36 protein-coding genes are annotated in these 21,403 nt (G+C 45.4%); 5 read left to right on the forward strand and 31 right to left on the reverse strand.

Annotated elements, in window-relative coordinates; all coding sequences use genetic code 11:
* Nucleotides 1-2: 2 nt before the first annotated feature.
* Nucleotides 3-1,964, forward strand: coding sequence for a 2',3'-cyclic-nucleotide 2'-phosphodiesterase (cpdB, locus tag L3V27_RS13725; RefSeq protein WP_237312070.1), 1,962 nt, complete (start codon nucleotides 3-5; stop codon nucleotides 1,962-1,964).
* Nucleotides 1,965-2,061: 97 nt separating this feature from the next.
* The gene (locus tag L3V27_RS13730) at nucleotides 2,062-2,640 is read left to right on the forward strand and encodes a cyclic nucleotide-binding domain-containing protein (RefSeq protein WP_012841168.1); all 579 of its coding nucleotides are present in this window, start codon (nucleotides 2,062-2,064) and stop codon (nucleotides 2,638-2,640) included.
* Between the two features lie 43 nt (nucleotides 2,641-2,683).
* On the opposite strand, the gene dbpA is transcribed toward L3V27_RS13730, so the two are convergent.
* Nucleotides 2,684-4,063 (reverse strand): ATP-dependent RNA helicase DbpA, encoded by a 1,380-nt coding sequence (dbpA, locus tag L3V27_RS13735; RefSeq protein WP_012841169.1) that lies wholly within the window; start codon nucleotides 4,061-4,063, stop codon nucleotides 2,684-2,686.
* A gap of 142 nt (nucleotides 4,064-4,205) precedes the next feature.
* Between dbpA and L3V27_RS13740 the strand changes: the two genes are divergently transcribed.
* Nucleotides 4,206-4,667: a GNAT family N-acetyltransferase gene (locus tag L3V27_RS13740; RefSeq protein ID WP_046874180.1), complete on the forward strand. Its 462-nt coding sequence runs from the start codon at nucleotides 4,206-4,208 to the stop codon at nucleotides 4,665-4,667.
* A gap of 81 nt (nucleotides 4,668-4,748) precedes the next feature.
* Here the strand turns inward: L3V27_RS13740 and L3V27_RS13745 are convergent, their stop codons facing one another.
* Nucleotides 4,749-5,345 carry a LysM-like peptidoglycan-binding domain-containing protein gene (locus tag L3V27_RS13745; RefSeq protein ID WP_046874056.1) on the reverse strand — a complete coding sequence of 199 codons (597 nt, stop codon included), beginning with the start codon at nucleotides 5,343-5,345 and terminating at the stop codon, nucleotides 4,749-4,751.
* 232 nt (nucleotides 5,346-5,577) lie between these two features.
* Here L3V27_RS13745 and L3V27_RS13750 point away from each other — a divergent pair, with 232 nt between their 5' ends.
* The gene (locus L3V27_RS13750) at nucleotides 5,578-6,198 is read left to right on the forward strand and encodes an FKBP-type peptidyl-prolyl cis-trans isomerase (protein ID WP_005392370.1); all 621 of its coding nucleotides are present in this window, start codon (nucleotides 5,578-5,580) and stop codon (nucleotides 6,196-6,198) included.
* Nucleotides 6,199-6,351: 153 nt separating this feature from the next.
* Complete coding sequence (locus L3V27_RS13755; RefSeq protein ID WP_012841172.1) at nucleotides 6,352-6,831, forward strand: DUF2780 domain-containing protein; 480 nt, start codon at nucleotides 6,352-6,354, stop codon at nucleotides 6,829-6,831.
* A 135-nt stretch (nucleotides 6,832-6,966) separates the two neighbouring features.
* On the opposite strand, the gene rplQ is transcribed toward L3V27_RS13755, so the two are convergent.
* From rplQ to rpmE, 29 genes are all read right to left on the reverse strand, one after another.
* A complete protein-coding gene (gene rplQ, locus L3V27_RS13760) occupies nucleotides 6,967-7,347 on the reverse strand; it encodes a 50S ribosomal protein L17 (protein ID WP_005383141.1) in 381 nt (126 codons plus the stop codon).
* Between the two features lie 26 nt (nucleotides 7,348-7,373).
* Nucleotides 7,374-8,366, reverse strand: a complete 993-nt coding sequence (rpoA, locus tag L3V27_RS13765) for a DNA-directed RNA polymerase subunit alpha (RefSeq protein ID WP_005383143.1) — start codon at nucleotides 8,364-8,366, stop codon at nucleotides 7,374-7,376.
* A 24-nt stretch (nucleotides 8,367-8,390) separates the two neighbouring features.
* Nucleotides 8,391-9,011, reverse strand: coding sequence for a 30S ribosomal protein S4 (gene rpsD, locus L3V27_RS13770; protein ID WP_005383146.1), 621 nt, complete (start codon nucleotides 9,009-9,011; stop codon nucleotides 8,391-8,393).
* A 27-nt stretch (nucleotides 9,012-9,038) separates the two neighbouring features.
* On the reverse strand, nucleotides 9,039-9,428 hold the full coding sequence (gene rpsK / locus L3V27_RS13775; RefSeq protein ID WP_001118870.1) for a 30S ribosomal protein S11: 390 nt from the start codon (nucleotides 9,426-9,428) through the stop codon (nucleotides 9,039-9,041).
* Between the two features lie 18 nt (nucleotides 9,429-9,446).
* A complete protein-coding gene (gene rpsM, locus L3V27_RS13780; protein WP_005383154.1) occupies nucleotides 9,447-9,803 on the reverse strand; it encodes a 30S ribosomal protein S13 in 357 nt (118 codons plus the stop codon).
* 149 nt (nucleotides 9,804-9,952) lie between these two features.
* Nucleotides 9,953-10,066: a 50S ribosomal protein L36 gene (rpmJ, locus tag L3V27_RS13785; RefSeq protein WP_000868186.1), complete on the reverse strand. Its 114-nt coding sequence runs from the start codon at nucleotides 10,064-10,066 to the stop codon at nucleotides 9,953-9,955.
* Nucleotides 10,067-10,104: 38 nt separating this feature from the next.
* Nucleotides 10,105-11,439: a preprotein translocase subunit SecY gene (gene secY / locus L3V27_RS13790; protein WP_005379562.1), complete on the reverse strand. Its 1,335-nt coding sequence runs from the start codon at nucleotides 11,437-11,439 to the stop codon at nucleotides 10,105-10,107.
* Between the two features lie 20 nt (nucleotides 11,440-11,459).
* Nucleotides 11,460-11,894 (reverse strand): 50S ribosomal protein L15, encoded by a 435-nt coding sequence (gene rplO, locus L3V27_RS13795; protein WP_005383155.1) that lies wholly within the window; start codon nucleotides 11,892-11,894, stop codon nucleotides 11,460-11,462.
* A gap of 5 nt (nucleotides 11,895-11,899) precedes the next feature.
* Nucleotides 11,900-12,076: a 50S ribosomal protein L30 gene (rpmD, locus tag L3V27_RS13800; RefSeq protein WP_005379565.1), complete on the reverse strand. Its 177-nt coding sequence runs from the start codon at nucleotides 12,074-12,076 to the stop codon at nucleotides 11,900-11,902.
* Between the two features lie 7 nt (nucleotides 12,077-12,083).
* Nucleotides 12,084-12,587, reverse strand: coding sequence for a 30S ribosomal protein S5 (rpsE, locus tag L3V27_RS13805; protein ID WP_004745894.1), 504 nt, complete (start codon nucleotides 12,585-12,587; stop codon nucleotides 12,084-12,086).
* Nucleotides 12,588-12,601: 14 nt separating this feature from the next.
* Nucleotides 12,602-12,955 carry a 50S ribosomal protein L18 gene (gene rplR, locus L3V27_RS13810; protein WP_005379568.1) on the reverse strand — a complete coding sequence of 118 codons (354 nt, stop codon included), beginning with the start codon at nucleotides 12,953-12,955 and terminating at the stop codon, nucleotides 12,602-12,604.
* A gap of 9 nt (nucleotides 12,956-12,964) precedes the next feature.
* Entirely contained in the window at nucleotides 12,965-13,498 is a 534-nt protein-coding gene (gene rplF / locus L3V27_RS13815; protein WP_005392377.1) for a 50S ribosomal protein L6, read from the reverse strand.
* A gap of 13 nt (nucleotides 13,499-13,511) precedes the next feature.
* Entirely contained in the window at nucleotides 13,512-13,904 is a 393-nt protein-coding gene (gene rpsH, locus L3V27_RS13820) for a 30S ribosomal protein S8 (protein ID WP_005379572.1), read from the reverse strand.
* A gap of 29 nt (nucleotides 13,905-13,933) precedes the next feature.
* Nucleotides 13,934-14,239, reverse strand: coding sequence for a 30S ribosomal protein S14 (gene rpsN, locus L3V27_RS13825; RefSeq protein ID WP_012841173.1), 306 nt, complete (start codon nucleotides 14,237-14,239; stop codon nucleotides 13,934-13,936).
* 17 nt (nucleotides 14,240-14,256) lie between these two features.
* Nucleotides 14,257-14,796, reverse strand: a complete 540-nt coding sequence (rplE, locus tag L3V27_RS13830; protein ID WP_005379573.1) for a 50S ribosomal protein L5 — start codon at nucleotides 14,794-14,796, stop codon at nucleotides 14,257-14,259.
* Between the two features lie 23 nt (nucleotides 14,797-14,819).
* Nucleotides 14,820-15,137, reverse strand: coding sequence for a 50S ribosomal protein L24 (gene rplX, locus L3V27_RS13835; protein WP_005379574.1), 318 nt, complete (start codon nucleotides 15,135-15,137; stop codon nucleotides 14,820-14,822).
* Nucleotides 15,138-15,150: 13 nt separating this feature from the next.
* Nucleotides 15,151-15,522 carry a 50S ribosomal protein L14 gene (rplN, locus tag L3V27_RS13840; protein WP_004410450.1) on the reverse strand — a complete coding sequence of 124 codons (372 nt, stop codon included), beginning with the start codon at nucleotides 15,520-15,522 and terminating at the stop codon, nucleotides 15,151-15,153.
* Nucleotides 15,523-15,684: 162 nt separating this feature from the next.
* Nucleotides 15,685-15,939, reverse strand: coding sequence for a 30S ribosomal protein S17 (gene rpsQ, locus L3V27_RS13845; RefSeq protein ID WP_005379575.1), 255 nt, complete (start codon nucleotides 15,937-15,939; stop codon nucleotides 15,685-15,687).
* Nucleotides 15,939-16,130 (reverse strand): 50S ribosomal protein L29, encoded by a 192-nt coding sequence (rpmC, locus tag L3V27_RS13850; protein ID WP_005379576.1) that lies wholly within the window; start codon nucleotides 16,128-16,130, stop codon nucleotides 15,939-15,941. The genes rpsQ and rpmC overlap by 1 nt, the downstream gene beginning before the upstream one ends.
* Nucleotides 16,130-16,540, reverse strand: a complete 411-nt coding sequence (gene rplP, locus L3V27_RS13855; RefSeq protein WP_005379577.1) for a 50S ribosomal protein L16 — start codon at nucleotides 16,538-16,540, stop codon at nucleotides 16,130-16,132. Before rplP ends, rpmC begins: the two co-directional genes overlap by 1 nt.
* Nucleotides 16,541-16,551: 11 nt before the next feature.
* Nucleotides 16,552-17,250, reverse strand: a complete 699-nt coding sequence (gene rpsC, locus L3V27_RS13860) for a 30S ribosomal protein S3 (RefSeq protein ID WP_005383161.1) — start codon at nucleotides 17,248-17,250, stop codon at nucleotides 16,552-16,554.
* Between the two features lie 18 nt (nucleotides 17,251-17,268).
* Complete coding sequence (gene rplV / locus L3V27_RS13865) at nucleotides 17,269-17,601, reverse strand: 50S ribosomal protein L22 (RefSeq protein ID WP_005383164.1); 333 nt, start codon at nucleotides 17,599-17,601, stop codon at nucleotides 17,269-17,271.
* 10 nt (nucleotides 17,602-17,611) lie between these two features.
* Nucleotides 17,612-17,890, reverse strand: a complete 279-nt coding sequence (gene rpsS / locus L3V27_RS13870; RefSeq protein ID WP_004394525.1) for a 30S ribosomal protein S19 — start codon at nucleotides 17,888-17,890, stop codon at nucleotides 17,612-17,614.
* A 21-nt stretch (nucleotides 17,891-17,911) separates the two neighbouring features.
* Nucleotides 17,912-18,736, reverse strand: a complete 825-nt coding sequence (gene rplB / locus L3V27_RS13875; RefSeq protein ID WP_005383168.1) for a 50S ribosomal protein L2 — start codon at nucleotides 18,734-18,736, stop codon at nucleotides 17,912-17,914.
* A gap of 15 nt (nucleotides 18,737-18,751) precedes the next feature.
* The gene (gene rplW, locus L3V27_RS13880; protein WP_004398471.1) at nucleotides 18,752-19,054 is read right to left on the reverse strand and encodes a 50S ribosomal protein L23; all 303 of its coding nucleotides are present in this window, start codon (nucleotides 19,052-19,054) and stop codon (nucleotides 18,752-18,754) included.
* A complete protein-coding gene (gene rplD / locus L3V27_RS13885) occupies nucleotides 19,051-19,653 on the reverse strand; it encodes a 50S ribosomal protein L4 (protein WP_005379556.1) in 603 nt (200 codons plus the stop codon). Before rplD ends, rplW begins: the two co-directional genes overlap by 4 nt.
* Before the next feature lie 17 nt (nucleotides 19,654-19,670).
* Complete coding sequence (gene rplC, locus L3V27_RS13890) at nucleotides 19,671-20,300, reverse strand: 50S ribosomal protein L3 (RefSeq protein WP_005379555.1); 630 nt, start codon at nucleotides 20,298-20,300, stop codon at nucleotides 19,671-19,673.
* A 14-nt stretch (nucleotides 20,301-20,314) separates the two neighbouring features.
* A complete protein-coding gene (gene rpsJ, locus L3V27_RS13895; RefSeq protein ID WP_004410492.1) occupies nucleotides 20,315-20,626 on the reverse strand; it encodes a 30S ribosomal protein S10 in 312 nt (103 codons plus the stop codon).
* A gap of 456 nt (nucleotides 20,627-21,082) precedes the next feature.
* Nucleotides 21,083-21,304, reverse strand: a complete 222-nt coding sequence (gene rpmE / locus L3V27_RS13900) for a 50S ribosomal protein L31 (RefSeq protein ID WP_005379546.1) — start codon at nucleotides 21,302-21,304, stop codon at nucleotides 21,083-21,085.
* Between the last annotated feature and the right edge of the window lie 99 nt (nucleotides 21,305-21,403).

Genomic DNA, 21,403 nt, shown 5'->3' on the forward strand with positions numbered 1-21,403 from the left:
AAATGAAAGTGGCAGTTCACCCTATTTCCCTCGCAGTGTTAAGTGGCATGCTAACGCTTGCTGGCCCTGCGATGGCCGATACCATCAAGCTTCGTATCATCGAAACCACCGACATTCACACCAACGTGATGGATTACGATTACTATAAAGACCAACCATCACAGCAAATCGGTCTTAGTCGCGCCGCGACCATAGTGAAGCAGGCAAAGTCCGAGGCAGAAAACACTGTATTAGTTGATAACGGCGATTTAATTCAGGGCAGCCCAATGGGCGATTACATGGCGGCGAAAGGGATTAACGCTGGCGATGTCCACCCAGTCTACAAGGCGATGAACCAACTAGACTACGATGTGGGCAACATTGGCAATCATGAGTTCAACTATGGCTTAGATTTTCTACAAAAGACGTTGGCGGGCGCTAACTTCCCTTACGTCAACGCAAACGTATTTGATAAAAAAACCGGTAAGCATTACTTCAAGCCTTACCTGATCAAAACCCACACCTTTAAAGACACAAACGGCGAAGCGCATCAAATAAAAGTGGGTTATATCGGCTTTGTACCACCACAAATTATGGTGTGGGACAAGAAGAACTTAGAAGGCAAAGTCTTTGCTAAAGACATTAAGGAAACAGCAGAGAAACTGATTCCTCAAATGAAGAAAAAAGGTGCAGACGTTATCATCGCCATTCCTCATTCAGGCATCTCCACTGACCCATACAAGCTTGGCGCAGAAAACTCTGTCTATTACTTAACGCAAGTTGATGGGATTGATGCCATTGCTTTTGGCCACTCTCACGCAGTCTTCCCAGGGAAAGACTTCGCAAACCTACCTGGTGTTGATACCGAGAAAGGGACCATCAATGGTGTGACGTCAGTGATGCCTGGTCGCTGGGGAAGTCATGTAGGTGTGATGGATTTGATGCTGAAAGAGGAAGACGGCAGATGGCAAGTTATTGAAGGCCAAGCAGAAGCACGCCCTATCTTCGATAAAGTAAATAAGAAGTCATTAGCTAAAGCCGATGAAGATATTGTGAAAGCGTTAGAAGAGGATCACAAAGGTACTCGTGAATTTGTAAACCAACCAATCGGCAAAGCAAATGATGTCATGTACAGCTTCTTGGCATTAGTGCAGGACGACCCAACCATTCAGATCGTTAACCTTGCTCAGAAAGATTACGTGGAACGCTTTATTCAAGGCGACCCAGATCTCGCTGACATTCCAGTATTGAGTGCCGCAGCACCATTTAAAGTCGGGGGGCGTAAGAACGATCCGAATAACTTTACAGAAGTCGAATCCGGTCAGCTCACCTTCCGTAATGCTGCCGATCTTTACTTATATCCAAACACCTTAGTCGTAATGAAAGTGAAAGGTAAAGAGGTTCGCGAATGGCTAGAGTGCAGCTCGGGTCAATTCAACCACATCAACATCAACAATCCTGAACCGCAATCTTTGATTGATTGGGATAATTTCCGTACGTACAACTTCGATGTCATTGATGGTGTGAACTACCAAATCGATGTTACCCAACCGCCGAAGTACGATGCGGATTGTAAAGTGATTAATCCAGATTCTCAGCGCATTGTGAATCTGACGTTTAATGGTAAGCCTGTCAATCCGAAGCAAGATTTCATCATCGCAACCAATAACTACCGTGCTTATAGCAATACCTTCCCTGGTACGGGCCCAGACTTTATTGCGTTTGACGCACCAGATGAAAACCGCTCTGTCGTCGCCGCTTATATTTCTCGCGTGAGTGAAGAAAAAGGTGAAGTGACACCAAGCGCTGACAACAACTGGTCTTTCGCACCGATTAAGTCCGATAAAAAGCTAGATATTCGCTTCGAAACATCTCCTAGCGATAAAGCGGCGCAGTTCATCAAAGAGAAAGGTCAATACCCAATGAAACGTGTCGCGACTGACGATATTGGTTTCGCGATTTACCAAATCGATCTGAATAAGTAAGGCTGATTTGACAACAACGCTAAGCGGCTCTCATGAGCCGCTTTTTTGTTATCAATAAAACCCGTTAGAATAAAGAAAACCGTTTCTGAGTTATCACATGCACAGCGATCTTTTTTCAGACTTAGTCAATCATGGCTTCTTAGACACAGAAGCAAACCAACTTATCGAAAATGGTGAGTTACTCGAATTGCCTACGCGCCACATTCTTAACCACCAAGGAGAGTTTAGCTCGCACCTTTACTTCATTATTGAAGGGTTATGCCATGCAAGCTATCTCACAGAGCAGGGCAAAGAGTTCAGTAAAGAATTTTATTGGGAGAAAGACTGGGTTATCGGCTTTGAGAGCATAATTAAGAACCAACCTTCGCCTTACTTATTGGAAACGCTGAGCGCTTGTCAGCTATTTTGCTTACCAATTGAAACGCTGCATCAATGGCGAGCAGAAAAACACGCCATTTACTTAAAGCTACTCGAAAACCAACTGGTTAATAAAGAGAACAAAGAACGCTTTATGCTGCTCTACTCGCCAGAGGAACGATATCAACTATTTTGCGCTCATTACCCAGACTTAAAGCTACGTATTACCGATAGCCAAATAGCTGCTTATCTTGGGATCACGCCTATCAGTTTGAGCCGAATTAAAGCGCGCTTAACTAAAGATCACACATCCAAGTAAACTCGAAAAAGAAAAGGCCCTTCAAACGAAGAGCCTTTCTATGCTATTTAAGAAGCCGCGCCCGAAACTGACGCCCTTTCATCTTGCCATTACTAATGGTTTGTAGGGCCTTTTTGGCAGCTGACTTCTCGACCGCAACGTAGGCGCGCATCGGGAATAGGTGGATCTTTCCAACTTGAGAGCCTGGAATACCATTTTTTCCCGTCAGACACCCTAAGATATCACCCGGTCGTACTTTCTGTTTCTTACCGCCATCAATGTTAATCGTCACCATCTTCGCTTGGTATGGCTGCTGATTTGATTTGGCAGGCAATGTTGCTGGTACCACGTCCATCTCTAGGTATTCTTCAATACGAGCTACACGTAAACCGTCTTTCTCACCAAAAAAGCTGAACGCTAAACCTTTACTACCTGCACGGCCTGTACGACCAATACGGTGTACATGAACCTCAGGATCGCGCGATAGCTCAAAGTTAAAGACTGCATCAAGGTTATCTACGTCCAAACCACGCGCCGCGACGTCTGTTGCGACAAGGATAGAAACACTCTTGTTAGCAAACTGCACCAATGCTTGATCGCGTTCACGCTGTTCTAAGTCCCCATGGATATCGATAACGCTGAACCCTTTGCGATGCAACTCATCTGCGACACTTTGCACTTCTTTTTTGGTATTGCAAAAAACCACAGCGGACTCTGGTTGGTGAGTCAGTAGCAAGTTCGCCAACGCTTCATCACGCGCTTCCGAACCTTCAACTTTGTAGAAATGCTGAGCAATGCTTGAGGTATCATGAGTCGATTCCACCTTAATGACTTCAGGCGTCTGCATAATACGCTGCGCAATTTGCTCAATTTTCTCTGGGAAAGTAGCACTGAAAAGTAGAGTTTGACGCTGCTTTGGCGCTGCATCAATAATCGCATCTAATGCGTCTTGGAAACCCATGTCCAACATGCGATCGGCTTCATCTAGCACCAAGGTATTCAGCTCGCTAAGGTTAATTCGGCCTTTCTCAAGGTGATCCAAAATACGGCCAGGTGTGCCGACTAGGATATGCGCACCATGCTCCAGAGAACCAATTTGTGGCCCCATTGGCATCCCACCGCAGAGAGTAAGCACTTTAATATTATGAATGCCACGACCTAAAGTACGAATTTCCTTCGCGACTTGATCCGCAAGCTCACGAGTTGGACACAATACTAATGACTGGACACGAAAGCGTTTGACGTTAAGGTTCGATAAAACACCCAAACCAAATGCAGCGGTTTTACCTGAGCCCGTTTTACCCTGCCCGATGACATCACGATGTTTTAGGATTGCAGGCAAACTCAAAGCTTGAATTGGCGTCATGTGGGTGTAGTTCAGGGAATCGAGTGTGGCGAGTAACGCTGGGTTTAGCCCGACTTGATCAAAAGTTTGTTTGCTCACGGGAATATCCTCAGGTGAGATGAAAAGAGGGCACATTATCACCAGATTTGGTGGGAAAACCAGTGATAATTAACCTTTGTTAATGAGTATGAGTACAAAACAAAGTAAAGTCAGTCACTCTACTCTCATGACGGATGACAACATGCTCACTTGGATTACTTTGCCCTTTGCTCAACTGACAACCACACAATTGTATACAATGATGAAATTACGTGTGGATGTATTCGTCGTTGAACAAACCTGCCCTTATCCTGAACTGGATGGCAAAGACACACTGGAAGGTGTTTATCATCTAATAGGTTACCACGGTGATGAACTTGTTGCTTGCGCACGATTGCTACCCGCTGGCACGACGTATGACAATGTGAGCATTGGTCGAGTCGTCACCAAACAAACTGCGCGTGGTGATGGTCTGGGACATAAGTTGCTGAAAGAGGCATTAACACAGTGTGAAATATTGTGGCCAGGACAGACGATTGATATAGGAGCTCAAGAGCATCTCATCCAGTTTTATGCGAGTCATGGATTCAAAGTTATTTCTGATCGCTACCTAGAGGATGGTATTCCTCATGTGGATATGCGAAAAGAAGCCGTAGCGATATAACGCGTTCATTGCTAGGTTAACTAATTTATAGATAAACTAAAAAGACGCGATACCTTCGCGTCTTTAGTTCATTTGAAGCATCTACTTGTTGCGCCCAAAGGTCCCATCCGATAAGCGGAAAAACATGACGGACCGGCCGCTTTTTTCTAGTTGCAGCATATCCAACTCGCCTTCATCGCTAAGCTTAAAGCGAATCAATTGTCCTTGTTTAATTTGGCTCAGCGGCTTATCACTGCCTTCGATTTTTACTAGAGCGCTAAGATCCGCCATCGAGAGCTGATTACTTCTGAAAACCTGCGCTAACGTGTCGCCATTTTTAACCGTGTACTCTTTCCAGTCTTCGGATTTCGGCCCAGAATTCTGAGAGGTTCTTTGCTGGCTTAAACTCTGTGCGTTCAGCTGAATCGCTACGCGCTGATGATCGACCTCAGCTTGCTCAACTGATTGTTCTGTTTTATTCGGCAAAGGAATAACAAGGAGTACCAGAATCAATGGTACTAAAACCATCAAAGCTCGTTGATGGAATTTCGGTAGGCGCAGCCAAAACTGCTTAACAGGCTGTATACGCTCCAACCACTGCTCTTTGTTGAACGGCTGCTTCCAGTCGATAGCAGCGAATTTTTGTTTAACCAATTCGACATAGTCGACTTGCTGCTTTTTCTTTCTGCGACGATTCATTTTAATGAGTCCCTTAATACTTCTACTGCCAGTATAAAAATACCGACGCGGAGAGTATATGTTTTTCACTAAACTAAAATGGAATTTGGATTAAATTAGCAGAAATTTCACTTGGAGTAAGAGATAAGTCACACCCTGGCCGCCTCAATTAAGCATTCAGTCGCAATCATTTAAACCTAAGCTCGAAACTGATATCCTGTTGCCTTTATCACTCCTAACAAGAGCGACATTCATGTCTGAAATTAAATTTGAAACTGCAGAACAAAAAGCAAGCTACGGCATTGGTCTGCAAATGGGTCAGCAACTTGCAGGTTCTGGTCTTGAAGGTCTTAGCGTTGATGCTATCGCCGCGGGTATTGCAACAGCACTAACTGGTGACATGCCATCAATCGAAATTGATGAAATCAACAAAGCACTACAAGAACTTCACACTCGTGCAGAAACCGCTCGCCAAGAAGCAGCGAAAATTGCAGCAGCAGAAGGCGAAGCGTTCCTAAAAGACAACGCACTACGCCCTGAAGTTAACGTTCTAGACTCTGGCCTTCAGTACGAAATCATTTCTGAAGGTACTGGTGCAGTTCCAACAGCAGAAAGCTCAGTTCGCGTTCACTACCACGGTGAGCTAACTGACGGTACTGTATTCGATAGCTCTGTATCTCGCGGTCAACCAGCTGAGTTCCCTGTTACAGGCGTAATCAAAGGCTGGGTAGAAGCACTACAACTAATGCCTGTTGGTTCTAAGTGGAAACTATACGTACCACAAGACCTTGCGTACGGTGAGCGTGGCGCTGGTGCAGCTATCCCTCCATTCGCAGCACTAGTTTTCGAAGTAGAACTACTAGATATTCTTTAATTGAAACCATTTTCAATTATGATTTAATAAAACGGCGCATTAGCGCCGTTTTTTTGTCTAAACTGAATAGACTTTCTCACCTCTAAACCTTTCATTCTGATAGCCTTTAAAACAATAAAATCACGTTAAAAACGCTCAACCTTCGGAGGTACTATGCGTAAAACACTCCTGACTCTGGCACTCTTATCAATGAACATTGGTAGTGCACACGCATTCTTAGATTCCGTCACGCAAAAAAGTAAAGAAAGTGGCCTAATGGATATGGTAGGTAGTAGCCTGAACACTGAATCATCTCCATTGACAGACATGCTAACTAGCCAATTACCTGTATCTACAGAACAAGCGGCTGGAGGTAGTGGCGCACTACTCGCTTTGGCTCAAAGCCAGCTTTCACAAGAAAATAGCAGTGAATTACAGTCTTTGATTCCTGGGCTTTCAAACTTGCAAGGAGCACAAAGCTTACTGGGGAATATTGAGAATATTAGTGCAGTAAAAAGCGCTTTTGATACGCTGGGTTTAGATCCCTCTATGATCAGTCAGTTTGCTCCAGTAATCTTGGATTACTTGAACAAGCAAGGCGCTAGCGAGGGACTTCTAAGTTCGTTGGGCGGGTTGTGGAATACTAGTAAATAAGCGCAAGTGATAATCACTTTTTAAATTGCCAGTCTGCATGGAGTAAAATAAATGCAGGCTGGATATAAAGATTTACTGAATCGCAGATACAAAAAAGCCGAGCTAACGCTCGGCTTTCTCGTTCTTACGAACTGATTACTCAGCAGCTTCTTCAGCAGCTGGGCGATCTACAAGCTCAATGTAAGCCATTGGAGCTTTATCACCAGCACGGAAGCCAGCTTTTAGGATACGAGTGTAACCGCCCTGACGAGCAGCAAAACGTGGACCTAGTTCGTTAAATAGTTTTGCAACTACTTCGTTGTCACGAGTACGTGCAAATGCTAGACGACGGTTAGCAACACTGTCAGTCTTAGCTAGTGTAATCAAAGGCTCAACTACGCGACGTAGCTCTTTTGCTTTTGGCAAAGTAGTCTTGATAACTTCATGACGTACTAGAGAGCTAGCCATGTTGCTGAACATCGCTTTGCGATGTGAGCTGTTGCGGTTGAGTTGACGACCACTCTTACGATGGCGCATGACCTAATCCTTCTAACTAGTATCGATTAATCTTCAGCGATTGATGCAGGTGGCCAGTTTTCTAGGCGCATGCCCAGAGACAGACCACGTGACGCAAGTACGTCTTTAATCTCAGTAAGAGATTTTTTACCAAGGTTAGGCGTTTTAAGTAGCTCAACCTCAGTACGTTGTACTAGATCACCGATGTAGTGAATCGCTTCTGCTTTCAGACAGTTAGCAGAGCGAACTGTTAGTTCAAGATCGTCTACAGGACGCAGTAGGATCGGATCGAATTCTGGCTTCTCTTCTTTCTCCTCAGGAACTCGTACATCACGAAGATCTACGAATGCATCCAATTGTTCAGCTAGGATTGTAGCTGCACGACGGATTGCTTCCTCAGGTTCTAGAGTACCGTTTGTTTCCATATCGATAACAAGCTTGTCTAGATCAGTGCGCTGTTCTACACGAGCTGCTTCTACAGCGTAGGCAATTTTGTCTACTGGGCTGTAAGTAGCATCTACTAGTAGGCGACCGATTGGACGCTCGTCTTCTTCGTTATGGATACGCGCAGAAGCTGGAACATAACCACGACCACGTTCTACTTTAATACGCATTGCGATTTCAGCGTTGTCATCCGTTAGGTGACAAATAACGTGTTCAGGGTTAGCGATCTCTACATCACCATCATGGGTGATGTCACCTGCAACCACAGGGCCCGAGCCTGATTTGTTCAAAGTAATGAACACTTCATCTTTGCCTTCAGCAACACGCACTGCCAAACCTTTAAGGTTTAGAAGGATTTCAAGAATATCTTCTTGTACGCCTTCTTTAGTGCTGTACTCGTGAAGTACGCCTTCGATTTCTACTTCTGTCACTGCACAACCAGGCATAGAAGATAGAAGAATGCGGCGAAGTGCATTACCCAGAGTATGACCAAAGCCACGCTCTAATGGCTCAAGAGTTACTTTTGCGTGAGTCGAGCTGATTTGTTCGATGTCAACTAGACGTGGCTTAAGAAATTCTGTTACAGAACCCTGCATTGTGTCCTCTCTTTAGTTTAAACCTTACTTAGAGTAAAGCTCGACGATCAATTGTTCGTTGATGTCAGCTGATAGATCAGAACGCTCAGGCATACGCTTGAATGTACCTTCCATCTTGCCACCATCTACTTCAATCCAAGTTGGTTTTTCACGTTGTTCAGCAACTTCTAGAGCAGCTTTAATACGAGCTTGCTGTTTAGCTTTCTCGCGAATAGAAACAACGTCATTAGCCGCTACTTTGAAAGAAGGAACGTTTACAACTTTACCGTTTACTAGGATAGCTTTGTGGCTAACTAGCTGACGTGCTTCTGCGCGAGTTGCACCAAAGCCCATGCGGTAAACTACGTTATCAAGACGACCTTCAAGAAGCTGAAGTAGGTTTTCACCAGTGTTGCCTTTTAGGCGAGCAGCTTCTTTGTAGTAGTTACGGAATTGTTTTTCTAGAACGCCGTACATACGACGTACTTTTTGCTTCTCACGAAGCTGAACGCCATACTCAGATAGACGACCGCGACGAGCGCCGTGTACACCTGGTGCGTTATCAATTTTACACTTGGTATCGATCGCGCGAACACCAGACTTAAGGAATAAGTCAGTGCCTTCACGACGGCTAAGCTTCAGCTTAGGACCCAAATATCTTGCCATGATTCTTCTCCAATTGTCCTAGAAACGTTATACGCGACGTTTCTTAGGTGGACGACAACCGTTATGAGGGATTGGTGTAGCATCAACGATGTTTGTGATGCGGAAACCAGCGGCGTTTAGTGCACGAACAGTAGATTCGCGACCTGGACCAGGACCCTTAACCATAACTTCCAAGTTCTTTAGGCCGTATTCTTTAGCCATTTCAGCACAACGCTCAGCAGCAACCTGTGCAGCGAACGGAGTAGACTTACGAGAACCACGGAAACCAGAACCACCTGCAGTAGCCCATGCAAGAGCGTTACCTTGACGGTCAGTAATGGTTACGATTGTGTTATTGAAAGAAGCATGGATGTGCGCAACGCCATCTGCAACTTGCTTGCGTACGCGCTTACGAGCGCGAGTTGGTTGTTTAGCCATTGTACTCTACCTTCCCGATTATTTCTTGATCGGCTTACGCGGACCCTTACGGGTGCGAGCGTTGGTTTTAGTACGCTGTCCACGTAGTGGTAGACTGCGACGATGACGAAGACCACGGTAACAGCCAAGGTCCATAAGACGCTTGATGTTCATAGATACTTCACGACGTAGATCACCTTCTACAGTGTACTTAGCTACACCATCACGCAGTTGATCGATCTGCTCTTCAGTTAGTTCACTGATCTTAACATTTTCAGCAATACCCACTTCAGCTAGGATAGCTTGAGAGCGAGTTTTACCGATGCCGTAGATCGCTGTTAGAGCGATTACTGCATGTTTCTGATCAGGAATGTTAATGCCTGCTATACGGGCCATTATTCACTCCTAAGTGTTTCTATAAAAGAATTAGCCGCAGCAAAGCCCGTTATGGATACGCTGCGGAATACTACTTCTTTTGCACGCAAAAGGTAGGCCGAGGAATATACTCGACCCAACCTTCATTTTCAAGTAAAAATTTCTGCTAATTAGCCTTGGCGCTGTTTGTGCTTTGGCTCACTGCAAATCACGCGAACGACACCGTTACGCTTGATTACTTTACAGTTACGGCAGATTTTTTTAACGGAAGCACGAACTTTCATTGCTAAACTCCGTAAATGAAACTGAGTCTACCGCCGGATTAACGGCCGTAGCCTTTCAGATTCGCTTTCTTCAACACAGAATCATACTGTTGAGACATCAGATGAGTCTGTACCTGTGCCATAAAGTCCATAATTACAACAACTACGATTAGTAGCGATGTACCGCCGAAATAGAAACGTACGTTCCACGCGACCATCATGAACTCGGGAATCAGACAGATAAAGGTAATGTACAGTGCACCAGCAAGGGTTAAACGTGTCATTACTTTATCAATGTACTTCGCTGTCTGCTCACCTGGGCGGATACCGGGTACGAATGCACCAGACTTCTTCAAGTTATCTGCTGTTTCACGCGGGTTGAAAACCAACGCCGTGTAGAAAAAACAGAAGAAGATAATTGCTGCTGCATAAAGCATTACATACAACGGTTGACCTGGGCTAAGAGCCAAAGACACGTCAGTTAACCAACCGAACGCGCTGCTCTCGCCGTTTTGACCAAACCACTGAGCCAATGTTCCTGGGAACAAGATAATGCTTGATGCAAAAATCGCTGGAATAACACCTGCCATGTTAATTTTAAGAGGCAGATGCGAGCTTTGTGCAGCAAATACTTTACGACCTTGTTGACGCTTCGCGTAGTTAACGACGATTCGGCGTTGACCACGTTCCATGAAAACAACGAAGTAAATGACTGCAAAAGCTAATACCGCGATTAGCAACAGAAGAAGTACATGCAATTCACCTTGACGCGCTTGCTCGATTGTTTGACCGATTGCAGAAGGCAATCCAGCAACAATACCTGCAAAAATCAGTATCGAAATACCGTTACCAATTCCTCGCTCTGTAATTTGTTCACCTAACCACATTAAGAACATGGTACCGGTTACTAAACTTACGGTAGCAATTAGCGTAAACATGGTTTGGTTGATAACAACCAGATTGTCGACCATGTTTGGTAGGCCAGTTGCAATACCTATAGCTTGGAAGGTTGCAAGTACAAGCGTGCCGTAGCGTGTGTATTGGCTGATCTTACGACGGCCTGCTTCACCCTCTTTTTTGAGTTCAGCTAACGCTGGATGAACTACAGTTAGCAATTGGACAACAATAGATGCCGAAATATACGGCATGATGCCCAATGCTAATATAGATGCACGCTCAAGAGCACCACCGGAGAACATGTTAAACATTTCAACGATGGTACCTTTTTGCTGTTCGAACAAATCGGCAAGTACAGCAGCGTCAATACCAGGAATCGGCACAAAGGAGCCGGCTCGGAATACTAAAAGTGCACCAATTACGAATAACAAGCGCGACTTTAGTTCACTTAAGCCGCTCTGAGCACTACGAAAATCTTGTCCTGGTTTCTTAGCCATCTGTACCTCGTTCCTCGAGATTATTCCTCGATTTTACCGCCTGCAGCTTCGATTGCAGCTTTAGCGCCTTTAGTCACACGTAGACCTTTCACAGTCACTGCTTTGTTGATTTCACCAGAAAGAACAACTTTTACAAATTCGATGTTCTTAGTGATGATGTTAGCAGCTTTAAGACTGTTTAGATCAACTACGTCACCAGAAACTTTCGCTAGCTCAGCTAGACGAACTTCAGCAGACACTAGGCTCTTACGAGAAGTGAAACCGAATTTTGGTAGACGTTGTTTCAGAGGCATCTGACCGCCTTCGAAACCTGGACGAACACTGCCGCCAGAACGTGATTTTTGACCTTTGTGACCACGGCCACCAGTTTTACCTAGGCCTGAACCGATACCACGACCTACTCGCTTCGCAGAAGTTTTCGCGCCAGCAGCCGGTGCTAGAGTATTCAAACGCATTCTGATTACTCCTCAACTTTAACCATGTAGTAAACCTTGTTGATCATACCGCGAATACACGGAGTATCTTCAAGTTCTACTGTGTGGTTGATTTTACGAAGACCTAGACCGCGCAAAGTAGCTTTGTGCTTTGGCAGACGACCAATTGAGCTTTTAGTTTGAGTTACTTTAATAGTTGCCATGGTGTTCTTACTCCGAAATAGATTCAACAGTTAGACCACGTTTAGCAGCAACCATTTCTGGTGACTTCATGCTACCTAGTGCATCGATCGTTGCACGAACGATGTTGATAGGGTTCGTAGAACCGTACGCTTTAGATAGTACGTTGTGTACACCAGCAACTTCTAGTACTGCACGCATCGCACCACCTGCGATAACACCAGTACCTTCTGCAGCAGGCTGCATGTAAACTTTAGAGCCCGAATGGCGACCTTTCACTGGGTGGTGAAGAGTGCCTTCGTTTAGAGCGATCGTAGTCATGTTACGACGCGCTTTTTCCATTGCTTTTTGAATCGCTGCAGGTACTTCACGAGCTTTGCCGTAACCGAAACCTACACGACCATTACCGTCACCAACTACTGTTAGTGCAGTGAAGCTCATGATTCGACCGCCTTTAACCGTCTTAGATACGCGGTTAACTGCGATTAGCTTTTCTTGCAAATCATTCGCTTGAACTTGTTGTTCTTTAGCCATCTTCCAACCCTACCTTAGAATTTCAGACCAGCTTCGCGAGCAGATTCTGCTAGCGCCGCTACTCGACCGTGGTATTGGAAACCAGAACGATCAAATGCAACTGCAGTTACGCCCTTCTCAAGAGCGCGCTCAGCAATAGCTTTACCCACTGCTTTAGCTGCATCAACGTTACCAGTGTATTTCACTTGCTCACGGATCGCTTTTTCTACAGTAGAAGCTGCTGCGATAACCTCAGAGCCGTTAGCCGCGATAACCTGTGCGTACACGTGACGAGGAGTACGGTGTACAACTAGGCGAGTCGCACCCAGTTCTGCAATCTTACGACGTGCACGTGTAGCACGACGGATGCGAGATGCTTTCTTATCCATAGTGTTACCTTACTTCTTCTTAGCTTCTTTAGTACGCACATTTTCATCTGCGTAACGAACACCTTTGCCTTTGTATGGCTCAGGCTCACGGTAAGAACGAATGTCAGCCGCAACTTGACCAACTAGTTGCTTGTCAGCACCAGTGATCACGATTTCAGTTTGGCTTGGACATTCAGCTTTAATACCCGCTGGCAACTCGTGCTCAACTGGGTGTGAGAAGCCTAGTGTTAGACCTACAGCGTTGCCTTTGATAGCAGCACGGTAACCTACACCTTTAAGAGTTAGCTTCTTAGTAAAGCCTTCAGTAACACCAACAACCATGTTGTTAACTAGAGCGCGAGCAGTACCTGCTTGAGCCCATGCGTTAGCAACACCTTCTTTAGGACCGAAAGTCAGGTTATTTTCTTCCTGAGCGATTACAACTGCATCGTTAAGAACGCGAGTTAGTTCGCCTTTCGCACCTTTTACAGTGATTTCTTGGCCGTTTAGTTTCACCTCTACGCCAGCTGGAATAGCGACAGGTGCTTTTGCAACACGAGACATAGTCTACTCCTTATTAAGCTACGTAAGCGATGATTTCACCACCAAGACCTGCTTTACGTGCAGCGCGGTCTGACATAAGACCCTTGGAAGTTGAAACGATAGCAATACCAAGACCACCCATTACAGAAGGAAGTTCATCTTTCTTCTTGTAAACACGTAGACCTGGACGAGAAACACGTTTAAGTTGCTCGATTACTGGTTTAGCTTGGAAGTACTTAAGTGTAACTTCTAGCTCAGGTTTTGCTTCGCCTTCAACAGCGAAGTCAACGATGTAACCTTCAGCTTTTAGTAGTGCAGCAATTGCAACTTTAAGCTTTGAAGAAGGCATTTTTACAGCAACTTTGTTTGCTGCCTGACCGTTACGAACGCGGGTCAGCATATCCGAAATCGGATCTTGCATGCTCATATGATTTACTCCAAATGATTAAGTGGCAATTACCAGCTAGCCTTACGAAGACCCGGAATCTCGCCTTTCATGCAAGCTTCACGAACCTTAATACGGCTTAGACCGAACTTACGTAGGTAACCGTGTGGACGACCAGTTTGGTTGCAACGGTTGCGCTGACGTGATGCACTTGAATCACGTGGAAGAGATTGCAGTGTAAGAACCGCGTTCCAACGATCTTCTTCAGATGCGTTTACATCGCTGATGATAGCTTTTAGCGCTGCACGCTTTTCAGCGAACTTAGCTACTAGCTGTGCACGTTTAGCTTCACGTGCTTTCATTGATTGTTTAGCCATAACAGTAACCCTTCACCTTACTTACGGAATGGGAAGTTAAAGGCAGCCAGCAGAGCACGGCCTTCCTCATCAGTACCAGCAGACGTCGTAATAGTGATGTCTAAACCGCGTACACGATCAACTTTATCAAAGTCGATTTCCGGGAAGATGATTTGCTCGCGAACGCCCATGCTGTAGTTACCGCGACCGTCAAAAGACTTAGCGCTAACACCACGGAAGTCACGTACACGTGGAAGAGCGATGTTAATTAAACGCTCAAGAAAATCCCACATACGTTCGCCACGCAAGGTTACTTTACAACCGATAGGGTAGCCTTCACGGATTTTGAAACCTGCAACAGATTTGCGCGCTTTTGTGATAAGTGGCTTTTGACCAGAGATCGTTGCCATATCAGACGCTGCATTTTCTAGCAGTTTCTTATCGTTGATTGCTTCACCAACACCCATGTTTAGGGTGATTTTCTCGATTCTAGGGACTTGCATGACGCTTGTGTAACCGAACTGTTTGGTCAGTTCAGCGACTACAGACGACTTGTAGTAATCATGCAGTTTCGCCATAGTAGAACTCCAAATTACTTCTATTAGTTAGAAACGGTTTCGCCGTTAGACTTGAAGAAACGAACTTTTTTGCCGTCTTCAAAACGGAAACCGATACGGTCAGCTTTACCAGTAGCTGCGTTGAAAATCGCCACGTTAGAAACGTCGATTGCTGCTTCTTGCTCTACGATACCGCCTTGGATACCCATAGCTGGAACAGGTTTCTGATGCTTCTTAACTAGGTTGATACCTTCAACGATAACTTTACCAGTTGCTAGAACCTTAGTTACTTTACCTTTCTTGCCTTTGTCTTTACCAGCAAGAACGATTACTTCGTCATTACGACGGATTTTAGCTGCCATTTCTACGTGCTCCTTACAGAACTTCTGGAGCCAGTGAAACGATCTTCATGAACTTATCGCCACGAAGTTCGCGTGTCACAGGACCAAAGATACGTGTACCGATTGGTTGCTCAGTATTGTCGTTTAGCAATACGCAAGCATTTCGGTCGAAGCGAATGACAGAACCGTCAGGACGACGTACGCCTTTACGGGTGCGCACTACCACCGCCTTCAGAACATCACCTTTTTTAACTTTACCGCGAGGGATTGCTTCCTTCACAGTAACTTTGATGACGTCACCGATATGTGCATAACGGCGGTGAGAGCCACCCAGAACCTTAATACACATTACGCTGCGTGCGCCTGAGTTATCAGCTGCGTCCAGCATACTTTGCATTTGGATCATGTTAGTGCTCCGCTAAATATTAATAACTAGACCCATCACGGGTCGGGCTGCCTCTTTAAAAGGGACGCGAATTGTACCACCCTTTTTTGTGATTGGGTAGTCAAAAAATAAACGGCTCCAAAAATATTTTGGAGCCGCTTTAGTTTCATAGAATTAACGAGATTAAATCTTCGCCTTTTCTAGAACTTTTACCAAAGTCCAAGACTTAGTCTTAGACAGTGGACGACACTCTGCGATTTCAACTGTGTCGCCTAGGCCACACTCGTTGTTCTCGTCATGTGCGTGTACTTTAGTCGTACGTTTTACGTATTTACCGTAGATTGGGTGTTTTACGAAACGCTCGATAGCAACAGTGATAGACTTGTCCATCTTATCGCTAACAACACGACCTTGTTGAGTACGTTTTACTTCGCTCATTATGCGCCTGCCTTCTCAGTCAAAACAGTTTTCACACGTGCGATATCACGGCGTACAGCTTTCAGAGTATGAGTTTGCTGTAGTTGACCAGTCGCAGCTTGCATGCGCAAGTTGAACTGTTCACGTAGCAAATTCATTAGCTCAGCGTTAAGCTCTTCAACGCTTTTCTCGCGTAGATCTTGTGCTTTCATCACATCACCTGCTTAGTTACAAATGTAGTTTTGAAAGGCAGTTTACGTGCCGCAAGACGGAACGCTTCACGTGCCAATTCTTCAGGTACACCACCCATTTCGTACATAACCTTACCAGGTTGGATTTGGGCTACCCAGTACTCAACGTTACCTTTACCCTTACCTTGACGAACTTCAAGTGGTTTTTCTGTGATTGGTTTGTCTGGGAACACACGGATCCAGATTTTACCTTGACGCTTAACGTGACGTGTCATTGCACGACGTGCCGCTTCGATTTGACGAGCAGTTAGACGACCACGGCCAACAGCTTTAAGACCGAATTCGCCGAAGCTTACATCAGTACCTTTAGCTAGACCACGGTTACGACCAGTCTGAACCTTACGGAACTTAGTACGTTTAGGTTGTAGCATCTGTCGACTCCTTACTTACGGCCTTTACGCTGCTTCTTAGGCTTGTCGCCTTTAGGCTCTACAGCGTTAGCTGCTGGCATACCACCTAGGATTTCACCTTTGAAGATCCAAGTTTTAATGCCGATCACACCGTATTGAGTGTGAGCCGAAGAAGTTGCGTAATCAATGTCAGCACGTAGAGTGTGTAGAGGCACACGGCCTTCACGGTACCACTCTGAACGTGCGATTTCAGCGCCGCCTAGACGACCGCTTACTTCCACTTTGATACCTTTAGCGCCTAGGCGCATTGCGTTTTGTACTGCGCGCTTCATAGCACGACGGAACATAACACGACGCTCTAGCTGAGACGCGATGCTGTCACCAACAAGTTGCGCATCTAGTTCAGGCTTACGTACTTCAGCGATATTAATTTGCGCTGGTACACCTGCAATTTTAGCTACAGCTGCGCGTAGCTTCTCAACGTCTTCACCTTTCTTACCGATAACAACGCCTGGACGAGCAGTGTGAATAGTCACACGGATGCTCTTAGCAGGACGCTCGATAACGATACGTGATAGAGACGCTTTTTTCAGTTCACTTGTAAGGAACTGACGTACCTTGAAGTCGCCGTCTAGGTTGTCAGCGAAATCTTTGGTGTTAGCAAACCATGTAGCATTCCAAGGCTTAACGATGCCTAGACGAATACCATTTGGATGTACTTTTTGACCCATTGCTTACTCTCCTAGTCTCTAGCGATCTGCTACAACAACAGTGATGTGGCTTGAACGCTTCAAGATACGATCCGCACGACCTTTAGCACGAGGCATAATACGCTTCATGGTTGGGCCTTCATCTACAAAGATTTTTGCGACATTCAGATCGTCAATATCTGCACCTTCGTTGTGCTCCGCGTTAGCGATAGCAGACTCTAGAACTTTCTTAACTAGTGCAGCAGCTTTTTTGTTGCTGAACGTTAGGATTTCTAGAGCTTGGTCAACAGATTTACCACGGATTAGATCCGCAACTAAGCGAGCTTTCTGAGGCGAAATGCGAGCAAAGTTATGTTTAGCAATTGCTTCCATTATTTACTCCTTAGCGCTTCTTAGCTTTCTTATCCGCAGCGTGACCGCGGTAAGTACGTGTTGGTGCGAATTCACCCAGTTTGTGACCGATCATTTCATCAGTTACAAATACTGGTACGTGCTGACGACCATTATGGACAGCGATGGTCAAACCGATCATCGTAGGGATGATCATTGAACGACGGGACCAAGTCTTAATAGGCTTTTTGTCTCCGCTTTCCACCGCTTTCTCTACCTTCTTCAGCAAGTGTAGGTCAATAAAAGGACCTTTCTTGAGAGAACGTGGCATGGCGATTCCTCTTTATATAGATTACTTGTTACGACGACGTACGATGTACTTGTCAGTGCGTTTGTTCTTACGAGTCTTGAAGCCTTTAGTAGGCATACCCCAAGGAGATACTGGGTGACGACCACCAGAAGTACGGCCTTCACCACCACCGTGTGGGTGGTCAATCGGGTTCATTACAACACCACGAACCGTTGGACGGATACCGCGATGACGTGATGCACCTGCTTTACCAAGTTCACGTAGCATGTGCTCAGAGTTACCAACTTCACCGATTGTTGCACGGCCTTCAGAAAGAACTTTGCGCATCTCGCCAGAACGTAGACGGATAGTTACGTACGCACCGTCGCGAGCAACGATTTGAGCGTAAGCACCAGCCGAACGAGCTAGCTGACCACCTTTACCAGGCTTAAGTTCAACGTTATGTACTGTTGAACCTACTGGGATATTACGCATTGGTAGAGTGTTACCAGCTTTGATTGGTGCATCAACACCAGACTGAATAACATCACCAGCTACAACACCTTTAGGTGCTAGGATGTAGCGACGCTCACCGTCTTTGTAAAGAACTAGAGCAATGTTTGCGCTACGGTTTGGATCGTATTCAAGACGCTCAACTGTCGCTGGAATACCATCTTTAGTACGTTTGAAGTCAACTACACGGTAGTGGTGCTTGTGACCACCGCCGATGTGACGTACTGTGATACGACCCTTGTTGTTACGACCACCGTTCTTAGAGTTTTTCTCTAGAAGAGGTGCGTATGGCTTGCCCTTGTGTAGGTCAGCGTTAACAACTTTAACAACGTGACGACGACCAGGGGAAGTCGGCTTACATTTAACAATAGCCATTTTTAACTACTCCTGTTATTCCGCGCCGCCAACGAAGTCAAGATCTTGACCTTCTTTCAAAGTAACGTACGCTTTCTTAACGTCGCTGCGGCGACCTTGGCGTAGACCTTGACGTTTGGTCTTACCCTTAGTGATAAGAGTATTTACAGACTTAACTTCAACTTCAAATAGCTTTTCTACAGCTGCTTTGATCTCTTTTTTAGTCGCATCTTTAGCTACTTTGAAAACGATAGTGTTCGCTTTCTCAGCTGCCATAGTTGCTTTTTCAGAGATGTGCGGTGCACGTAGAACTTTTAGGATACGCTCTTCAGTGATCATGCTAGCATTTCCTCTACTTGCTTAACTGCTTCTGCAGTCATTACAACTTTGTCAAACGCGATTAGAGATACTGGATCGATACCAGCAACATCACGTGCGTCAACTTTGTATAGGTTACGAGCAGCTAGGAATAGATTCTCATCTACTTCGCTAGTCACGATTAGAGCGTCAGTTAGCTCAAGCTCTTTAAGCTTAGCAACTAGCTCTTTAGTCTTTGGTGCTTCAACTGAGAAGTTATCAACAACGATTAGACGCTCTTGACGAACAAGCTCAGAAAGAATGCTCTTCATAGCACCACGGTACATTTTTTTGTTTACTTTTTGGCTGTGATCTTGTGGTTTCGCAGCAAAAGTAACACCACCTGTACGCCAGATTGGGCTACGGATTGTACCAGCACGCGCACGGCCAGTACCTTTTTGACGCCATGGCTTAGCGCCACCGCCAGAAACTTCTGAACGTGTTTTTTGAGCACGAGTACCTTGACGAGCACCTGCTGCGTACGCAACAACTACTTGGTGTACAAGAGCTTCGTTAAACTCACGTCCGAAAGTAGTTTCGGAAACAGTTAGTGCATCGGCACCTTTAACCATTAGTTCCATTACTTACTCCTGAGACGTTATGCTTTAACAGCTGGTTTAACGATCACGTTGCCGCCAGTTGCGCCTGGGACTGCACCTTTAATAAGAAGCAGGTTGCGCTCAGCGTCAACACGTACGATCTCTAGGTTTTGAGTCGTTACACGCTCAGCACCCATGTGACCTGCCATTTTCTTGCCTTTAAATACGCGACCTGGAGTCTGACATTGACCGATAGAACCAGGAGCACGGTGAGACAATGAGTTACCGTGAGTCATATCTTGAGTACGGAAGTTCCAACGCTTAACAGCGCCTTGGAAACCTTTACCCTTAGATGTACCAGTAACGTCTACTTTCTTAGTTTCGTTGAATAGTTCAACAGTTAGTTCTGAACCAACTTCGAACTCTTCGCCGTTTTCTAAACGGAATTCCCAAAGACCGCGACCAGCTTCAACGCCAGCTTTAGCAAAGTGACCTGCTTCAGCTTTGTTTACGCGGTTAGCTTTCTTAGAACCAGCTGTAACCTGGATTGCTGCGTAGCCGTCAGTTTCAAGAGTTTTCACTTGAGAAACACGGTTAGCTTCAACCTCAACAACAGTTACTGGGATAGAAACGCCTTCTTCAGTAAATACGCGGGTCATGCCCACTTTACGACCGATTAGACCAATCATACTTCTAATCTCCCTTAACCTAGGCTAATTTGAACGTCAACGCCCGCAGCAAGGTCTAGACGCATTAGAGCATCAACAGTCTTGTCTGTTGGCTCAACGATGTCGATTAGACGCTTGTGAGTACGGATTTCGTACTGGTCACGTGCTTTCTTGTTAACGTGTGGAGAGATAAGAACTGTGAAACGCTCTTTACGAGTTGGCAGTGGGATTGGACCACGAACCTGTGCGCCAGTGCGCTTAGCTGTTTCAACGATTTCCGCTGTAGAAGCATCGATTAGTTTGTAATCGAAAGCTTTTAGGCGGATACGGATACGTTGGTTCTGCATGAGACAGAGCTCCAAATTTAATAAATTACACAAACAATATCGCCACTCAAACTCGTCAAGACGAGAGAATGCCGATTGATTTATGTGAAACCGTAGCATCCAAGATTAGGACGCATTGTCAGTTAATTTTCGATTAACTATCCCTATATGCCAAAGTCACCTTTGAGGATAGTTTTTCCGAAGAAAAGATAGCTAATTGTATTAACCGCGAACATAAGCTGAGTATACATTACCTCGCAAATCTTTAGATTTGCTCGCTCCTCACTGCTCATTGGTTCACAACTGGCTTAACCAGTGCGCTGCATTATACAGATCACACTTTAGGTTGCAAGCGCTGAATGAAAAATAATCGGGAATATTCCAAACCCCATACATTCCTCTTCGCTTGGTAGCCATTAAAACAAAAAGGACGCCGAAGCGTCCTTTTCTAAACTGTAATCGTAATAGCGGCTGCTATTATTTCTTACCGCTTGATAGTGCACCGAAACGCTTGTTGAAGCGATCAACACGGCCGCCTGTATCAACGATACGTTGCTTACCAGTGTAGAATGGGTGACACTTGTCACATACGTCTAGGTGGATAGACTCTTTACCTAGAGTAGAGTTGAACTCAAAAGAGTTGCCGCAAGAACAAGTCGCTTTTACTGCTTTGTATTCTGGGTGGATACCAGCTTTCATGGGATAACCTCAATAGTAGGCCGTGTCGCTATACGAATCTAAGCCGCACACCACACGCAATTAATAATAAAATGGGATACCGCATCAACTAATTGCCGA

The sequence above is a fragment of the Vibrio sp. J2-3(2022) genome (assembly GCF_021725735.1).
In the GTDB taxonomy this organism is placed as follows: Bacteria; Pseudomonadota; Gammaproteobacteria; order Enterobacterales; family Vibrionaceae; genus Vibrio; species Vibrio diabolicus.

Excerpts from the sequence above, each read along its gene's own strand:
- rpsC (WP_005383161.1), bottom strand. The coding sequence starts at position 17,250 with ATGGGTCAAAAAGTACATCCAAATGGTATTCGTCTAGGCATCGTTAAG.
- L3V27_RS13750 (WP_005392370.1), top strand. The coding sequence starts at position 5,578 with ATGTCTGAAATTAAATTTGAAACTGCAGAACAAAAAGCAAGCTACGGC.
- L3V27_RS13755 (WP_012841172.1), top strand. The coding sequence starts at position 6,352 with ATGCGTAAAACACTCCTGACTCTGGCACTCTTATCAATGAACATTGGT.
- rpmE (WP_005379546.1), bottom strand. The coding sequence starts at position 21,304 with ATGAAAGCTGGTATCCACCCAGAATACAAAGCAGTAAAAGCGACTTGT.
- rplQ (WP_005383141.1), bottom strand. The coding sequence starts at position 7,347 with ATGCGCCATCGTAAGAGTGGTCGTCAACTCAACCGCAACAGCTCACAT.
- rpsE (WP_004745894.1), bottom strand. The coding sequence starts at position 12,587 with ATGGCTAAAGAACAACAAGTTCAAGCGAATGATTTGCAAGAAAAGCTA.
- rplP (WP_005379577.1), bottom strand. The coding sequence starts at position 16,540 with ATGCTACAACCTAAACGTACTAAGTTCCGTAAGGTTCAGACTGGTCGT.
- rpsJ (WP_004410492.1), bottom strand. The coding sequence starts at position 20,626 with ATGCAGAACCAACGTATCCGTATCCGCCTAAAAGCTTTCGATTACAAA.
- rplE (WP_005379573.1), bottom strand. The coding sequence starts at position 14,796 with ATGGCGAAACTGCATGATTACTACAAGTCGTCTGTAGTCGCTGAACTG.
- rplB (WP_005383168.1), bottom strand. The coding sequence starts at position 18,736 with ATGGCTATTGTTAAATGTAAGCCGACTTCCCCTGGTCGTCGTCACGTT.
- rpsS (WP_004394525.1), bottom strand. The coding sequence starts at position 17,890 with ATGCCACGTTCTCTCAAGAAAGGTCCTTTTATTGACCTACACTTGCTG.
- rplX (WP_005379574.1), bottom strand. The coding sequence starts at position 15,137 with ATGGCAGCTAAAATCCGTCGTAATGACGAAGTAATCGTTCTTGCTGGT.
- rpsQ (WP_005379575.1), bottom strand. The coding sequence starts at position 15,939 with ATGAGCGAAGTAAAACGTACTCAACAAGGTCGTGTTGTTAGCGATAAG.
- L3V27_RS13730 (WP_012841168.1), top strand. The coding sequence starts at position 2,062 with ATGCACAGCGATCTTTTTTCAGACTTAGTCAATCATGGCTTCTTAGAC.
- L3V27_RS13745 (WP_046874056.1), bottom strand. The coding sequence starts at position 5,345 with ATGAATCGTCGCAGAAAGAAAAAGCAGCAAGTCGACTATGTCGAATTG.
- rpsN (WP_012841173.1), bottom strand. The coding sequence starts at position 14,239 with ATGGCTAAACAATCAATGAAAGCACGTGAAGCTAAACGTGCACAGCTA.
- rplO (WP_005383155.1), bottom strand. The coding sequence starts at position 11,894 with ATGCGTTTGAATACTCTAGCACCGGCTGCTGGCGCGAAAACTTCTGCG.
- rplR (WP_005379568.1), bottom strand. The coding sequence starts at position 12,955 with ATGGATAAGAAAGCATCTCGCATCCGTCGTGCTACACGTGCACGTCGT.
- rpmC (WP_005379576.1), bottom strand. The coding sequence starts at position 16,130 with ATGAAAGCACAAGATCTACGCGAGAAAAGCGTTGAAGAGCTTAACGCT.
- rpmD (WP_005379565.1), bottom strand. The coding sequence starts at position 12,076 with ATGGCAACTATTAAAGTAACTCAAACTAAAAGCTCAATTGGTCGTCTG.
- rpmJ (WP_000868186.1), bottom strand. The coding sequence starts at position 10,066 with ATGAAAGTTCGTGCTTCCGTTAAAAAAATCTGCCGTAACTGTAAAGTA.
- rplF (WP_005392377.1), bottom strand. The coding sequence starts at position 13,498 with ATGTCTCGTGTTGCAAAAGCACCTGTCGCTATTCCAGCTGGCGTAGAG.
- rpoA (WP_005383143.1), bottom strand. The coding sequence starts at position 8,366 with ATGCAGGGTTCTGTAACAGAATTTCTTAAGCCACGTCTAGTTGACATC.
- rpsM (WP_005383154.1), bottom strand. The coding sequence starts at position 9,803 with ATGGCCCGTATAGCAGGCATTAACATTCCTGATCAGAAACATGCAGTA.
- rpsH (WP_005379572.1), bottom strand. The coding sequence starts at position 13,904 with ATGAGCATGCAAGATCCGATTTCGGATATGCTGACCCGCGTTCGTAAC.
- L3V27_RS13740 (WP_046874180.1), top strand. The coding sequence starts at position 4,206 with ATGCTCACTTGGATTACTTTGCCCTTTGCTCAACTGACAACCACACAA.
- cpdB (WP_237312070.1), top strand. The coding sequence starts at position 3 with ATGAAAGTGGCAGTTCACCCTATTTCCCTCGCAGTGTTAAGTGGCATG.
- secY (WP_005379562.1), bottom strand. The coding sequence starts at position 11,439 with ATGGCTAAGAAACCAGGACAAGATTTTCGTAGTGCTCAGAGCGGCTTA.
- rplN (WP_004410450.1), bottom strand. The coding sequence starts at position 15,522 with ATGATCCAAATGCAAAGTATGCTGGACGCAGCTGATAACTCAGGCGCA.
- rplC (WP_005379555.1), bottom strand. The coding sequence starts at position 20,300 with ATGATTGGTCTAATCGGTCGTAAAGTGGGCATGACCCGCGTATTTACT.
- rplD (WP_005379556.1), bottom strand. The coding sequence starts at position 19,653 with ATGGAACTAATGGTTAAAGGTGCCGATGCACTAACTGTTTCCGAAACT.
- rplW (WP_004398471.1), bottom strand. The coding sequence starts at position 19,054 with ATGATCACTGAAGAGCGTATCCTAAAAGTTCTACGTGCACCGCACATC.
- rpsD (WP_005383146.1), bottom strand. The coding sequence starts at position 9,011 with ATGGCAAGATATTTGGGTCCTAAGCTGAAGCTTAGCCGTCGTGAAGGC.
- rpsK (WP_001118870.1), bottom strand. The coding sequence starts at position 9,428 with ATGGCTAAACAACCAACTCGCGCTCGTAAGCGCGTACGCAAGCAAGTT.
- rplV (WP_005383164.1), bottom strand. The coding sequence starts at position 17,601 with ATGGAAGCAATTGCTAAACATAACTTTGCTCGCATTTCGCCTCAGAAA.